Annotated in this window: 13 protein-coding genes, 1 tRNA gene, 1 other RNA gene and 1 pseudogene; 8 read left to right on the plus strand and 8 right to left on the minus strand. The window is 73.6% G+C overall.

What is annotated here, in order from left to right; genetic code table 11:
• Positions 1 to 5: 5 nt before the first annotated feature.
• Positions 6 to 100: signal recognition particle sRNA small type (gene ffs / locus M6G08_RS07070), an RNA gene on the minus strand.
• 74 nt (positions 101 to 174) lie between these two features.
• Here ffs and M6G08_RS07075 point away from each other — a divergent pair.
• Positions 175 to 262: transfer RNA gene (locus M6G08_RS07075), tRNA-Ser, on the plus strand.
• A gap of 629 nt (positions 263 to 891) precedes the next feature.
• Here M6G08_RS07075 and M6G08_RS07080 read toward each other — a convergent pair.
• The gene (locus tag M6G08_RS07080) at positions 892 to 1266 is read right to left on the minus strand and encodes a hypothetical protein (RefSeq protein ID WP_272586325.1); all 375 of its coding nucleotides are present in this window, start codon (positions 1264 to 1266) and stop codon (positions 892 to 894) included.
• Positions 1267 to 1841: 575 nt separating this feature from the next.
• Between M6G08_RS07080 and M6G08_RS07085 the strand changes: the two genes are divergently transcribed.
• Positions 1842 to 2120, plus strand: a complete 279-nt coding sequence (locus tag M6G08_RS07085) for a ribbon-helix-helix domain-containing protein (RefSeq protein WP_217248682.1) — start codon at positions 1842 to 1844, stop codon at positions 2118 to 2120.
• On the plus strand, positions 2117 to 2542 hold the full coding sequence (locus M6G08_RS07090; protein WP_272586326.1) for a PIN domain-containing protein: 426 nt from the start codon (positions 2117 to 2119) through the stop codon (positions 2540 to 2542). Before M6G08_RS07085 ends, M6G08_RS07090 begins: the two co-directional genes overlap by 4 nt.
• 46 nt (positions 2543 to 2588) lie before the next feature.
• On the opposite strand, the pseudogene M6G08_RS07095 reads toward M6G08_RS07090, so the two are convergent.
• From M6G08_RS07095 to M6G08_RS07120, 6 genes and pseudogenes are all read right to left on the minus strand, one after another.
• Positions 2589 to 2939: pseudogene (locus M6G08_RS07095) on the minus strand (LysR family transcriptional regulator); the annotation flags it as partial.
• An 18-nt stretch (positions 2940 to 2957) separates the two neighbouring features.
• On the minus strand, positions 2958 to 4733 hold the full coding sequence (locus tag M6G08_RS07100; RefSeq protein ID WP_272586327.1) for a copper resistance CopC/CopD family protein: 1776 nt from the start codon (positions 4731 to 4733) through the stop codon (positions 2958 to 2960).
• A 177-nt stretch (positions 4734 to 4910) separates the two neighbouring features.
• Positions 4911 to 5675 carry an SDR family NAD(P)-dependent oxidoreductase gene (locus tag M6G08_RS07105; protein ID WP_272586328.1) on the minus strand — a complete coding sequence of 255 codons (765 nt, stop codon included), beginning with the start codon at positions 5673 to 5675 and terminating at the stop codon, positions 4911 to 4913.
• The gene (locus tag M6G08_RS07110; protein ID WP_272586329.1) at positions 5672 to 6163 is read right to left on the minus strand and encodes a cupin domain-containing protein; all 492 of its coding nucleotides are present in this window, start codon (positions 6161 to 6163) and stop codon (positions 5672 to 5674) included. The genes M6G08_RS07105 and M6G08_RS07110 overlap by 4 nt, the downstream gene beginning before the upstream one ends.
• Positions 6160 to 6798 carry a GNAT family N-acetyltransferase gene (locus tag M6G08_RS07115; protein WP_272586330.1) on the minus strand — a complete coding sequence of 213 codons (639 nt, stop codon included), beginning with the start codon at positions 6796 to 6798 and terminating at the stop codon, positions 6160 to 6162. The genes M6G08_RS07110 and M6G08_RS07115 overlap by 4 nt, the downstream gene beginning before the upstream one ends.
• The gene (locus M6G08_RS07120; protein WP_272586331.1) at positions 6791 to 9097 is read right to left on the minus strand and encodes a penicillin acylase family protein; all 2307 of its coding nucleotides are present in this window, start codon (positions 9095 to 9097) and stop codon (positions 6791 to 6793) included. Before M6G08_RS07120 ends, M6G08_RS07115 begins: the two co-directional genes overlap by 8 nt.
• An 82-nt stretch (positions 9098 to 9179) precedes the next feature.
• Between M6G08_RS07120 and M6G08_RS07125 the strand changes: the two genes are divergently transcribed.
• The 5 genes from M6G08_RS07125 to M6G08_RS07145 all read left to right on the plus strand — a co-directional run bounded on the left by M6G08_RS07125 (position 9180) and on the right by M6G08_RS07145 (position 12390).
• Positions 9180 to 9908, plus strand: coding sequence for a siderophore-interacting protein (locus tag M6G08_RS07125; RefSeq protein ID WP_272586332.1), 729 nt, complete (start codon positions 9180 to 9182; stop codon positions 9906 to 9908).
• A 25-nt stretch (positions 9909 to 9933) separates the two neighbouring features.
• Positions 9934 to 10524 (plus strand): HhH-GPD-type base excision DNA repair protein, encoded by a 591-nt coding sequence (locus tag M6G08_RS07130; RefSeq protein WP_272586333.1) that lies wholly within the window; start codon positions 9934 to 9936, stop codon positions 10522 to 10524.
• A gap of 563 nt (positions 10525 to 11087) precedes the next feature.
• Positions 11088 to 11765 carry an HdeD family acid-resistance protein gene (locus M6G08_RS07135; RefSeq protein ID WP_272586334.1) on the plus strand — a complete coding sequence of 226 codons (678 nt, stop codon included), beginning with the start codon at positions 11088 to 11090 and terminating at the stop codon, positions 11763 to 11765.
• Positions 11766 to 11847: 82 nt separating this feature from the next.
• Positions 11848 to 12177 carry a hypothetical protein gene (locus tag M6G08_RS07140; protein ID WP_272586335.1) on the plus strand — a complete coding sequence of 110 codons (330 nt, stop codon included), beginning with the start codon at positions 11848 to 11850 and terminating at the stop codon, positions 12175 to 12177.
• Between the two features lie 75 nt (positions 12178 to 12252).
• Complete coding sequence (locus tag M6G08_RS07145) at positions 12253 to 12390, plus strand: hypothetical protein (protein ID WP_272586336.1); 138 nt, start codon at positions 12253 to 12255, stop codon at positions 12388 to 12390.
• Positions 12391 to 12476: the final 86 nt, after the last annotated feature.

Here is a 12476-nt window from a genome sequence, read left to right on the forward strand (position 1 = left end):
GGAACGCAGGCGCCCCCCACGCACCCGCCAGAGCCAACCTACCCTTGCTGCCTTCCGGCCCTGGGGGAGTTCAGTCAGATAGCGCCGCGTGAGGGGCTGGGGCACACGTTACCCGATCCGGGGCCCCGGGAACGAGTTCGCGAGCACTCTCCAGCGTCATGTAATGTTCTCTGCGGAGGATTCGCCTAGAGGCCTAGGGCGCACGCTTGGAAAGCGTGTTGGGGGCAACCCCTCACGAGTTCGAATCTCGTATCCTCCGCCAGTGCCTCACCGGGCACGATGTCGAAGGGCCCCCTGGAAACAGGGGGCCCTTCGTCGTTGTCCTGGTCTTTGTCCAGCGCACCGGCGGCCGCCACCGTTCACCGCCGCACGCGCCCCCCGTGTGACCTGCACCGCGAACCCCTATGAACGCCGCCGTACGACCGCGCGGACAGCTGACAGCACGTTGGGGGGGCAACCCCTCGCTAGGTCCAAGCGCTCGTCCGCCGACTTGCACGCTGGATCCAAGTCCGCCGTACCAGCGCCTTCCATGTCGCTCGGCACCCCAGAAGGTCGAGCCGTTTGCGCGGCCCGACCCTCTGACGTTGCACTCAGCCTCCGGCGACCGTTCCTCAGTCCCATCGCCTCGCGAACTCAGCACCGGCCAGCAGGTCGCCCGTCCGCACGATCAAATCGTCGATCCCCAGAGCCACCATCACATCGGCGGGAAGGGCCACGTATCTGCCCTTCAGCTTCGTGACACGACATGGAAAGCGGTTCGCCCTCACCAGCCCGGATGCCTTCGACGGGTCGACCCCGAGGAGATCTGCGGGTCGACCCCGAGGAGATCTGCCACCTTGCGCAGGGGCATTGGCTCGGCCAGCCACTGCGACAGTCGCCTTGCACCTGGGCTCATTCGGCTTCCCTCTGCGGTCCGTCGGGTTCGCCGGACTCACCCTCGGGCTCCTGCTCTGAACCCAAGGCGAGGAACTCGCCCAATAGCCCGAGGCGGTGCAAGGTAGCGCCCATGCGTTCACTGCTGATGCGCTCCCACAACAAGGGGTCCGCCTCGTCGACCGCCTGGATGTCCGACTCGTTGCGGATGGGCGAGTAGCCCTCGTCGCATCGGCTCGTTCGGTCGACAAGGCTGTGCGGATCCATCGTGCGCTCGGCCGGATCAGCGCGATCCACCGCCCAGCCGGCCGCGTTGGCGGATCGAACAACCTCGTCACGGACATCGTCGCCTTCAAGGGCCAGCGCCAGACCGTACAGCGCACCGAACACCATGGCCGATCTCACCTCGGCGACGTCGACGCAGAGCCTCCTCGACACTCTCCCGGCCGACTTCCGTAGGTAGGGATGACGAAATACAGGGCGAGCAACTGACTACGCTGAGCCAGGCTCGGCACCACTACGGGCATTGCGGCCTACACATCGCCACAACGCGTCCCGAAGAGCAACGTCGGTGGCATCTCGCGCCGCAGCATCCTTCGCCTCCGAGAGCGTGAGGTGTTCACCCACCGAACACCTCTCCCCGGGCGCATGTGGACACACCAACTGCCCACCGAACAACTGCGAGACCTTTAGCTCGAACGATCTGAAGACGTCTGCCGAAGGCAGCAGGGACACGGCCCCTCCTCTTGTGGTTCCGCCAACGGCAGGAGGCTCACCGCGTCGAAGCGTGACTATCCACACCAGCCGATGTATGCGCTGGCGGGAGTGAACGGCTCGGGGTGACCGAGTGAAACGGTGTGTCCCAGCGATCGGCATCCGGGAAGGCTCCGGGATCATCCACTCGCATCCTGGCCTGGCTGGTCCACAAGCCTGGTATGGATACGTACACCAAGAGTATGGTCCCTAGTATGGCAACGAAAAAAGTCACGGTGACGATCCCCGAAGATCTCCTCGACGAGATCCGCGCTGACGCGGCTGAGCGGGGACTTTCGGCATATGTAGCCGAAGCACTGCGATTCAAGCGCGATCGGGACCGGCTGCTGGAGCTGGTCGACTGGCTGCAGGCGGAACACGGGCCGGTTACCGAGGACGAGCGCGCGGCAGCCCTCGCGGAACTGGACGATCTCGACGCCGAGCACGAGCGCCGTCACGCCGCCGGAGGACACGATGCCGGAGAGGCCGCGTGAAGAAACGCGCCGGTGAGCACAGGCAGCGGCCACTGCGCGTCTTCGTACTCGACTGCGAAGCCCTGTCCCTGGCCGTGCGCGGCGACCGCAGGATGATCGCCTGGCTGGACCTCGCGGCCGGGGGTGAGGCCGACGTGGTGACGTCTCCCATGACGCTGGTCGAGGCGTACGACGGCAGGACCACCGAGCAACGCTGGGACTGGGTGCTCTCCCGGATCAAGGTCGCCGATATCGGAAAAGACGAGGCCCGCCAGGCCCGGCGTCTCCTGGCCGGCGCCAAGCTGCACGGACACAAGTACGCGATCGATGCCGTGCTCGCTGTCATCGCACGCCAACAGAAGGGGCAGGTCACAGTCTTCACCTCGGACGTAGACGACTTGGAGAAGCTCCTCCCGGACACCATCGTTGTCGTGAAGGTATGACCCAGCAGCACCCTGGTCTCAGTTCTGGTCTCAGTCCTGCATAGGAACGGCGGCGCAGTGCGCCCAGCGCGCCCGGCAGCTGCCGCGTGCCCAATCCCAGCTGGGCGGAGACCACCAGCTCGCCCACCAGCTCCTCGACACCGGCCCGCGCCGTAGCCCGCGCCCGCCGGGCCGCGCTCACCGCGGCCTCCGCGTCGCGCAGGGAGGCGCAGCCGACCGCGGTGGGCACCAGTAGTCCGGTCGGCGTGCGGGCGAACAGTTCCACGCCCAGCTTCCGCTCCAGGCCCCGGATCTGCTGGGACACCGACGGCTGGGCGACACGCAGCAGCGCCGCCGCCGCCGTCACCGAACCCTGCTCGGCCACGGCCAGGGCGTACTCGAACTGACGGAGACTCATCGGCTTGCCGGACGTCGCCTACCTCTCGATGCGGATCCGCCTCGACTCGCTCACCTGGTCGATCTCCGACACCCGGACCGTCGTCCTCATCGTCCAGGTGCCGGGGAGCGGGAGGGTGAGGGAGTTGGCGCTCCAGTAGCCGCCCCGGTCGACGAGTTCCGCGTCGATCGGGCCCACGTCCCGGTCGGGCAGGGTGAAGGAGAGGCGCAGTTCGGGTACGGCGGCCAGGCTGCCGTCGGGTCCGAAGACGACGGCCTGGACCGCGTTGTCGCCGGTGCGGCCGGGGTCCAGGGTGATCTGGACGGTGCCGCTGCCGGAGTCGCCGATCTCGAAGGGGATCGTGGTGACGGACGCGGGCAGCACCCCGCCCGCCGGGGCGGACCGCGCCGCCTCGGCCGCCGCCCGGCCCGGGACGGTGCCGGTGAGCACGGTCGTCACTCCGAGGACGACGGCCGCGACGGTGGCCTCGGCCAGGACCGACCTCCGCAGTCCCCGGCGGTGGGCGTCCACGGCGGTCCCGGCCGGTGGCGCCGGTTCGGGCGGCTCCGGGGTGGGCTCCCCGCCCCCGGGCGGCCCGCCCACCCGTTCCGGCACCCTCTCGGGGGCGCGCTTCCGTTCCCGTACGGCTGTTGCGGAGTCCGCCAGTGCCGCCGTCCACCGTCGCGAGACCGCCGCCGCGGCCAGCAGCACGGCGACCGCCGCCAGTTTGGCCAGCAGCAGCCTGCCGTACGTCGTCTCGGTGAGCGCCTGCCAGGACCCGAGGCCGCGCCAGGACTGGTAGACGCCGGTGACGACCAGGACGGTCACGGAGGCGAAGGCGACTCGGGAGAAGCGGGCGACGGTGGCGGCGTCCGTCGTGCCGCGCAGGGTGAGGAGCAGGGCGACGAGGCCGCCGAGCCAGACGGCGGTGGCGAGCAGATGCAGCACGGACGACGTCATCGCGACCGGCACCTGGATGCCGGCGGAGGCGTGCTCGGCGGCGGACCAGGTCAGGGCGAGGCCGACGGCGAGCGCGGCGCCCGCCGCGGTGGAGGGGGCAGGGGTCGGTACGGGGCGCCGGGCGGCGCGGGTGAGGAGGAACGCCGTCGGCACCAGCAGCGCCAGCCTCGCCAGCAGCAGCGCGCCCGGCCGGGTCGACACGGTGTCGCCGAGGGCCGAGACGTCGAGGACCGCCGACGGTCCCGTCCCCGCCTCGTACGGCGCCCTGAGCAGCAGCAGCGCGACGGTGGACGCCAGCAGGGTCCACCAGGAGGCCACCAGGAGGCGGCGCAGCGGGGCGGGGTCCGGCGGGCGGCACAGGGCGACGAAGGCGGCCGCGCCGATGAGCAGGGCGGCGGCCAGGTAGGCGAGGTAGCGGGCGATGTGGTGGAGGACCGCGGTCGCGGGGTCCTCGGTGGGGCCGGGGTCCACCGCCGCCGTCGCCGCGGAGGGCTTGCCGACGGAGAAGGTGAAGGCGCCGGAGACGGGGTGGCTGTCGGCCGACACCACCCGCCAGGCCACGGTGTACGTGCCCTCGCCGAGCTCGCCCGACAGCGTGACGCGGGCCGTGTCGGAACGGCCCCCGGCACGACCGGCCTCCCCCGTGCGCACCCGATGGCCCCCGGGGTCCAGGACGCGGAAGGAGTCGTCGCGCAGGCCGACGGACTCGGTGAAGGTCAGGGTGACGTGGCGCGGGGCCGACCGGAGGACGCTGCCGTCCCCGGGGTCGGTGGAGCGGAGGGCGGCGTGGGCGGACACCGGTCCGGCACCGCCGACGCCGAGGACCAGCAGGGCGAACACGGTCCCCAGGAGCACCGGCCAGCGCCGCCTCCGCGGTCCCCGCGCCCGCCGGTTCACGGCACGCGCACCGCCACCACGCCTCACGTCGCATCTCCGTCGTCGGGACCCACTGCCTCGGGGATACGTACGGATGCGGGGGCCGCGCCGCTCAGCGGATGTCCGGACGGTTCGGGGCGGGGTCCGGAGGGTGTCTCACCACGACGGGCGGGCGGTCACCCCGCCGTCCACCACGAGGTCGTGGCCGGTGATCCAGGAGGCCAGCCGCGAGGCCAGGAAGACGCACGCGTCGCCCACGTCCTCCGGCCGGCCCAGCCGCCCCGTGGGCGCCGCCCGCCGCCACCGCCGTACGCCGTCCGGCCAGGCCTCGGCGAGCCCGTCCCGGTCGATGAGGCCGGGCGAGACGGAGTTGACCCGCACTCCCCACGGACCGTACTCCAGGGCCGCCGAACGGGCGTGCATCACGACCGCCGCCTTGGAGGCGCTGTAGTGCGCGTGGGCGGGGGCCGGGGCGCCCGCCTCGATGGACGCGATGTGGGTGACGGTGCCGCCGCCGTCCTGGCCCCGCATGATCCCGGCGGCGGCCTGCGTGCACGCGAAGACGCCGGTGAGGTTGGCGTCCACGACCTCCCGCCACTCGGCGGCCGTCATGCCGGGCAGTTCCCGCAGCGGCTGGACGCCGGCGTTGTTGACCAGCGCGGTCAGCCGTCCGCCGCCCCAGTCGGCGGCGTCCTCGGCCAGGGCGCGGCAGGCGTCCTCGTCGGTGAGGTCGGCGCGCAGCACGGTCGCCCGGCCGCCGTGGTCCCGGATCCGTGCGGCCACGTCCCGAGCCGCCGTCACCGCCGTACGGCAGTGCACCGCGACCGCCGCGCCCTCCTCGGCGAACCGCAGCGCGATGCCCCGGCCGATGCCGCCGCCCGCGCCGGTCACCAGGGCGACCTGTCCGTCGAGGAGAGTCATGGACGGCACAGTTCCACGATCCGCGCCGCCCGGTCCGGGTAGCGCGCCGTGAGTTCGGCCGCGTCGCCGTGCTCGTAGTCCCCGTAGGTGAAGCCGGGCGCCATCGTGCAGCCGAAGAGCGACCACGCGCCGCCGGTCCTGACCCGGCCGCCCATCCAGGTCCCGGCGGGGACGGTGAACTGCACGTGCTGCCCGCCCAGGACGTCCGGCCCCAGCACGGCGGTGCGCGTGCCGCCGTCCGGGCCGAGGAGCAGCAGCTCCAGGGGATCGCCGAGGTAGAAGTGCCACACCTCGTCGGAGGGCAGGCGGTGCAGTGCCGAGAAGTCGTCCGGGCGGGCGGTCAGCAGCGCCACGATGGCGGTCCCGGCGGGGCGTCCGTCGGGGCGCCCGGGACCGGCCCAGGTGCGGCGGAACAGGCCGCCCTCTCGGGGGATGGGTTCCAGCCCGTAGTGCGCGATCAGGTCGTCGGCGGTCGGCGTGCGCGTCACGCGGGGAAGGCTACCTCCCGGCGGAGGAAGGCCAGTTGCGCCTTCTTCTCCGGCAGGTACACGTCCGGCAGGTCGACCTCGGGCAGCACGACGGCCGGTCCGGCGGTGAAGCCCTGCTTGAGGAAGCGGGCGATCGCCTTCTCGTTGCCGATGTCCGGGTCGACCACGATGCGCTTGCGGTCCAGGCCGATGAGGACGTACGCCATCAGGGCCGACGCCAGCGCGGCCGTCCAGCCGGGACGCGCGCCCTCCGGTCCCGCGGGCGCGAGCAGCAGGTGGACGCCGATATCACCGGGTTCGGGCTCGTAGCACTCGCTCACCCGGTCGGCCTCGGGGTCGTAGGTCTGGAGCAGCGCGACCGGCTCGCCGTCCTTCACGACCAGGAAGGCGTGATGGGAGTCGAGCGTGTCCATGTGGGCGTAGACCTCGGCGACCTGATCACGCGTGAGGCCGGTCATGCCCCAGAAGGCCGCGCGCTCCTCGCTCACCCAGCGGTGGATCGCGTCGGCGTCCGCGACGGGGTCGAGAGGGAGGACGCGGACGGTGCCGAAGCCGCCGAGCTCCTGCTCGTGGACGGGGGTGCGGGAGGCGTACGGCGGCGTGGCAGCGGCCTGGTGCGGGTCGGGGTCAGTCATCGGTTTCCTTCGTGAGCCGGTCGAAGTCGGTGATCACCGGGGCGAGTTCGCCGTCGAGCCACAGGGGCTGCTGATCACGGTGGTGGGGTGAGCCGGGGACGCCCGAGGCGCCGAGGGGCACCACCCAACGGCTGTGCTGCCGGTCGGCCAGGTCCCAGACGTAGCGGGCGGCGGGGCCGCGTGCGGCGCGGTCGGTGAGGCCGGGGACGGCGGAGGTGCAGAGCACGCAGTCGTGGTCGCCGGACAGGGCGGGCTCCGGGCGGCCCGAGGTGTCCGGCAGGGCCCGCCAGGGGGCGAGGCGGTGGGTGTCGCCCCAGGTGCCGGCGGGGGGCCGGGCGGCCACCTCCTCCAGCGCGGCGCGGACGGCCTCGGCGCGGTCGATGCCGTAGAGGTCGTCCGCGCGCAGGAGGTGTTCGAGGGCGTAGGCGACGCGCGGGACGAGGGCGAGCCAGGGCTGGAGCACCTCGGGGTAGGCGGGCGGGACGGCGGCCGGGGCCAGCGCCGGGTGCGCGGCGAGCCGCCGTACGACGGCCGCGCGGACGGCCGCGTACGCCGCCGCGCCGGCGCTGTCCGCGTCCATGTGGCGGTCCCAGGCGAGGAGGCGGTCGCGCAGGGCGGTGGCCTCGGGGGACAGGGCGGGGGCGCGGGCGCCGGTGGGCGAGGTGGGGGCCTCGCCGGGAAGGGCGGGGGCCTCGCCGGGAAGGGTGGGGCCCCCGCCGGACACGACGGTCGCCCCGGCGGACACGGCGGTCGCCTCACCGGACACAGCGGGCGTTTCGGCGGGCAGGACGGTCGCCTCACCGGACACGACGGTCACCCCGGCGGACACAGCAGTCGCCTCACCGGACACGACGGTCGCCTCGCCGGGCGGGCCGTCGAGTGCGGCGATGTGGTCCAGGAGGGGGCCGGCCGAGGCGAGGTGGGTGTCCGTGTGGATCGCGGGCATGTCGGCCGCCGACCAGCGTTCCCTGCCCGCGAGCAGGGCGGCGATGCGGTCGGCCCGGTGCGGCGGGGCGAACTCCACGCCGAGCGGGGTGGCCGGACCGCGCTGGTTGGCCATCACGGCGACCCCGTCGGTGAGGCCGGCGCGGGGCGGGGTGTGCCAGCCGGTCCACTCGTGACCGGGCTCCCAGGCGGGCACCGGACGCAGGCCGTTCGCGGCCGGGCGCACCGGTACGCGACCCGCCACCCGGTGCAGCAGCCCGCCCTCGGTGTCCGCCGCCTGCACGACGTTGACCGGCTCCGCCCACGCGTCCAGCGCGCGGTCCACGTCGCCGACCCGGCGGGCCCGCAGCAGCGGCAACAGGGCGCCGAAACCGAGGTCGGCGGTGACGCGGGGCGGGTGGCGCAGGCTGAGGGCGGCCGGGGTGCCGTCGTCGAGGCCCTCGGGACCGCCGGCGATCACCGGGCCGCGGTCGGTCTCGATGATCTCGACCTCCACGGAGTCCTCACCCGCGACGTGGATGGTCTCCGTGTGCCGGGCGGCGCGGTGCCAGGTGCCGTCGGGGCCGAGCGCCTCGACGCCGGCGCCGGTGCGGCGCAGCCGTTCCCGGTAGAGGTCCTGGTAGTCGGCCATGGCGTTGGTGATGGCCCAGGCGACCGTGCCGGTGTGGCCGAAGTGGGCGATGCCGGGGACGCCGGGCACGGCGAGGCCGACGACGTCGAACTCCGGGCAGGACAGGTGGATCTGCTGGTAGACACCGGGGTCCTCGATGAAGCGGTGCGGGTCGCCGGCGACGATCGCGTGTCCGGTGACGGTGCGGTCGCCGGAGACCAGCCAGCCGTTGCTGCCGGCGGTGCCGGGGCCGTCGGTGGCGAAGAGGGCCACGGCGTCCGGACCGAGGTGGGCGGTGACGTGCTCGCGCCAGAGCTTGGCGGGGAAGCCGGCGAAGAGGATGTGCGTGGCGAGCCAGACGACGAGCGGGGTCCAGGGTTCCCAGTGGCCCGGGGTGAGGTCCACCCGGGCGAACTCGGGGGCGTCGCAGGCGGCGAGCCCCTCGTTCACGCCGTCGGCGTACGCCCGCACCCAGGTGGCCGTCTCCGGGTCGTTCTCCTCCAGGGCGGTGAAGCAGCGGCGGGCGGTGTCCGCGAGGCGGGCGCGGCGGGCCAGGCGGTCCCAGGACAGGGCCTCGGGGCCGAGGAAGGACGCGGAGGTGCCCTGGGCGCGGTGCCGCTCGACCTCCAGTTGCCAAGCGCGGTCCCGGGCGGTGACCCGGCCCTGGGCGCGGGCGAGTTCGTCCGCGTCCTGCGCGCGGAGATGGGGGATTCCCCAGGCGTCGCGATATGTCTCGGCGCTCACCCCTGTGCCTCTACTTTCCTTTAGGTTAGGCTCACCTAAGTCTTTGGTCGTGGCCGAATAGTACGTGAAGGGTGAAGAAACGATGGGGCAGGGGCGGGGTTGGGAGGGCGCGGTCCTCAAGCTGATGCGGGGCAAGGACTTCGAGTTCACCGTGACGGACGCTGAGGACGTGACGCCGGACTTCCGGCGGCTGCGGCTGACCGACGGCGGCATGCTGGCGGCGACCGGGGTGCACCCGACGATGTGGGTGCGGCTGTGGTTCGAGAACGCGGGCAGGCCCCACCAGCGGGCGTACACGCTGGTCGACCCCGATCCGGAGGCCGGCACGTTCAGCATGGAGTTCGCCCTGCACGAGGGGTGCGCGAGCGACTGGGCGCGGGCGGCGAAGGCGGGGGACACGATCGAGGCGACGGTCCAGGGGACGGGGTTCGAGGTGCCGCAGCCCCTTCCCTCCCGGGTCTTCGCGGTCGCGGACCCGGCGTCGCTGCCCGCGCTGAACTCGCTGCTCGACGCGGTGGGGGCGGTGCCCGCGACCATCTGGTTCGAGGGCGGCGGCGCGGAGGACGGCCTGCCGTTCCGTACCGATCCGGAGCTGCACGAGGTCCGTACGGTGCCGCGCCGGGACGCGGGCGCGCAACTGGTGGCCCGGGTGAAGGAGGAGCTGCCGGAGCTGCTGCGGACCGCTCCCGAGCCGTACGTCTGGATCGCCTGCGACACGGCGACGACGCGGGCGCTGGGGGCGTACGTCCGCAAGGAGCTGGGGGTGGCCAAGCAGCGGGTGAACGCGCTGGGGTACTGGCGCGCGACCTGAGCCGTGGCTTGCGATCATCGGGGGTATGGACGTCACACTGCACCTCGCCCAGGACCCCGAGGCCGACGAGCTGCTCGGCCGCAGTCCGCTCGCCGCGCTGGTGGGCATGCTGCTCGACCAGCAAGTGCCCATGGAGTGGGCGTTCAAGGGGCCGTCGACCATCGCGCGGCGGATGGGCGCGGAGGATCTGGACGCGCACGACATCGCGGCGTACGACCCGGAGGCCTTCGCGGCGCTGCTCTCCGAGAAGCCGGCGGTGCACCGGTACCCCGGGTCGATGGCGGGCCGGGTGCAGCAGCTGTGCCGGTACCTCGTCGAGACGTACGACGGTGATGCCGAGGCGGTGTGGCGGGGTGTGGGCAGCGGGAAGGAGCTGCTGAAGCGGCTCCAGGACCTGCCGGGCTTCGGCAAGCAGAAGGCCCAGATCTTCCTGGCCCTGCTGGGCAAGCAGCTCGGCGTACGGCCGGAGGGGTGGCGGGAGGCGGCCGGGGCTTACGGCGAGCCGGATTCCTTCCGGTCGGTGGCCGACATCACCGGGCCGGAGTCGCTGACGAAGGTGCGGGCGTACAAGCAGGAGGCGAAGGCTGCGGCGAAGGCGAAGGCCTCCGGCAAGTAGCGGGTGGGGTGCCTACGGCGGCCTGTGGCTGTTCGGTGGGGGTGCGCGTAGCCCGGCTGGTTCGGTGGCGGGGCGTCGGGGCCGCGCCGGGGGGTGTCGTCCTCGGAACGGCGCGGAATCGGTCGGCCACGGGGCTGAACGGCGCGGACGCGCCAACCGCTGCGGGCGGACACCCCGACACGTCCCCTTCCCGCCGCACGCGGCCAACCGCCCACGCGGCGCGCGCAGCCGCCAGGCGGGCACCGCGCCAACGTGCGCGGCTGCCGCCCACGGAACGCGCAGCCGCCAGGCAGGCACCGCGCCATCCCGCCCAGCTGCCCCAGTTGCGGGCAGTCGTGTCTCCCCCAGTGCCTGAACGGCCGGGCGGTACCCCCAGGGCGGCACGGGCGGGCACAGCCGCACCCCGCAGCGCCGCACCCCGCAGCGCCGGGCCGCGCGACCCACCCCCGACGCCCATCCCCACGCCCGGCTCCCCGGAAAGCACCCGCCCCGCACCCCAGGCCCGTCAGCCTGACGGCCCAGCCCAAGTGGCGCGGCCCAGCGCGCCGTTCCCAGCATGGAGCATGACCGAGCCACCGAGCGGCGCTCCCGGTAGCCAGCCGTACGACGACCGCGGGGTGCACACCCGGGCCGCCGGCCGGGGCGAGCGCGAGCGCGCGCACGAAGCCGAGCCGGCCCTTGAGGGGCCACTGCACCTGCTGTCCCGCACCGCATGGCAGACCGTGCTGCTCACCGGGGCCGCCTCCCTGGTCCTGGGCGTGCTCGTCCTGGTCTGGCCGGGCGCGTCTCTGCTCGCCGCCGGAGTGCTCTTCGGCCTCTACCTCGTCGTCAGCGGCGTCCTCCAGCTGGCCGCCGCCTTCGGCACGCACCGGACGACCTCGCTGCGGGTCCTCGCCTTCATCAGCGGTGCCGTGTCGATCCTGCTCGGCCTGTTCTGCTTCCGCGGGCACCTGCAGTCGGTGCTGCTGCTCGCGCTGTGGATCGGCATCGGCTGGCTGTTCCGCGGCGTCACACAGATCGTGGCCGCCGTGCACGACCCCGCGATGCCGGCGCGCGGCTGGCACGTCTTCCTCGGCGTCGTCACCGTCGTCGCCGGGATCGTGCTGATCGACTCGCCGGTCGAGTCGGCCGCGGTGCTCATGCTGGTCGGCGGCTGGTGGCTGGTCGTCGTCGGGGTGGTGGAGATCGTCACGGCCGTGGGCCTGCGCCGGCGCGCCCGTCAGGTCCCGCGCACGCTGTGAACGGGGCGCGCCGCTACGCCGAGCGGGCGGTTCTCGAACCGGCGCGATGGGCGAGGGTCGCCCGGCGGGGACACGAACCGACGTGAGCCCCGCACCGTACGCCACCCTCCGCGCCGGGCGTCGTGGTGCGTGGCTGCGGGTCCTCGTTCTGCTGCTCGCCCTCGCCCTGCCCTGCGCCCACGTCACGGGCCAGGCGGCGCCGCCCGCGCCGGTGGCGGGCACGAGCGGCGGGGGCGTCGGCGAGTACGACCATCTCGACACCGCCACGCGCGCACCGGCCCGGAGCGTCCGGCGCGGGGCGCCCACGTGCGCGGCTCCGGTGCCGACGGCCGGTCCGCGGCAGCGGTCCTCCGCGCCCCCGGTGGCTGCCGGGCCGCCGCCCACCCCTCGTTCCGTGGTCCTGCGCTGCTGACAGGGCCGGTGCCGGGCGTTCGTCCGGTCCGTCCGTCCCACGGCAGGAACAGGAAGAGGAACGAGGGAAACAGCCATGCCCAACGACCCCTACGCAGTCCTGCGCGCCCTCCTGCGCGCCGAAGGTGCCCGCCGTACTCCGCATCCCGGCACCGGCAAGCCGCAGGTCCCGAGCGAACCCCGGCCGTCCGCGCGTGAGGGGAGGCGGGACTGACCGAGGCGGCCGAGCGGGGCGGAGGCGGTCCGGCCACCTCCGCCCCGGGGGCGCCCGGACCCGTTTGCCCATGTTTACGGCGTCAT

The organism is Streptomyces sp. M92 (genome assembly GCF_028473745.1).
In the GTDB taxonomy this organism is placed as follows: domain Bacteria; phylum Actinomycetota; class Actinomycetes; order Streptomycetales; family Streptomycetaceae; genus Streptomyces.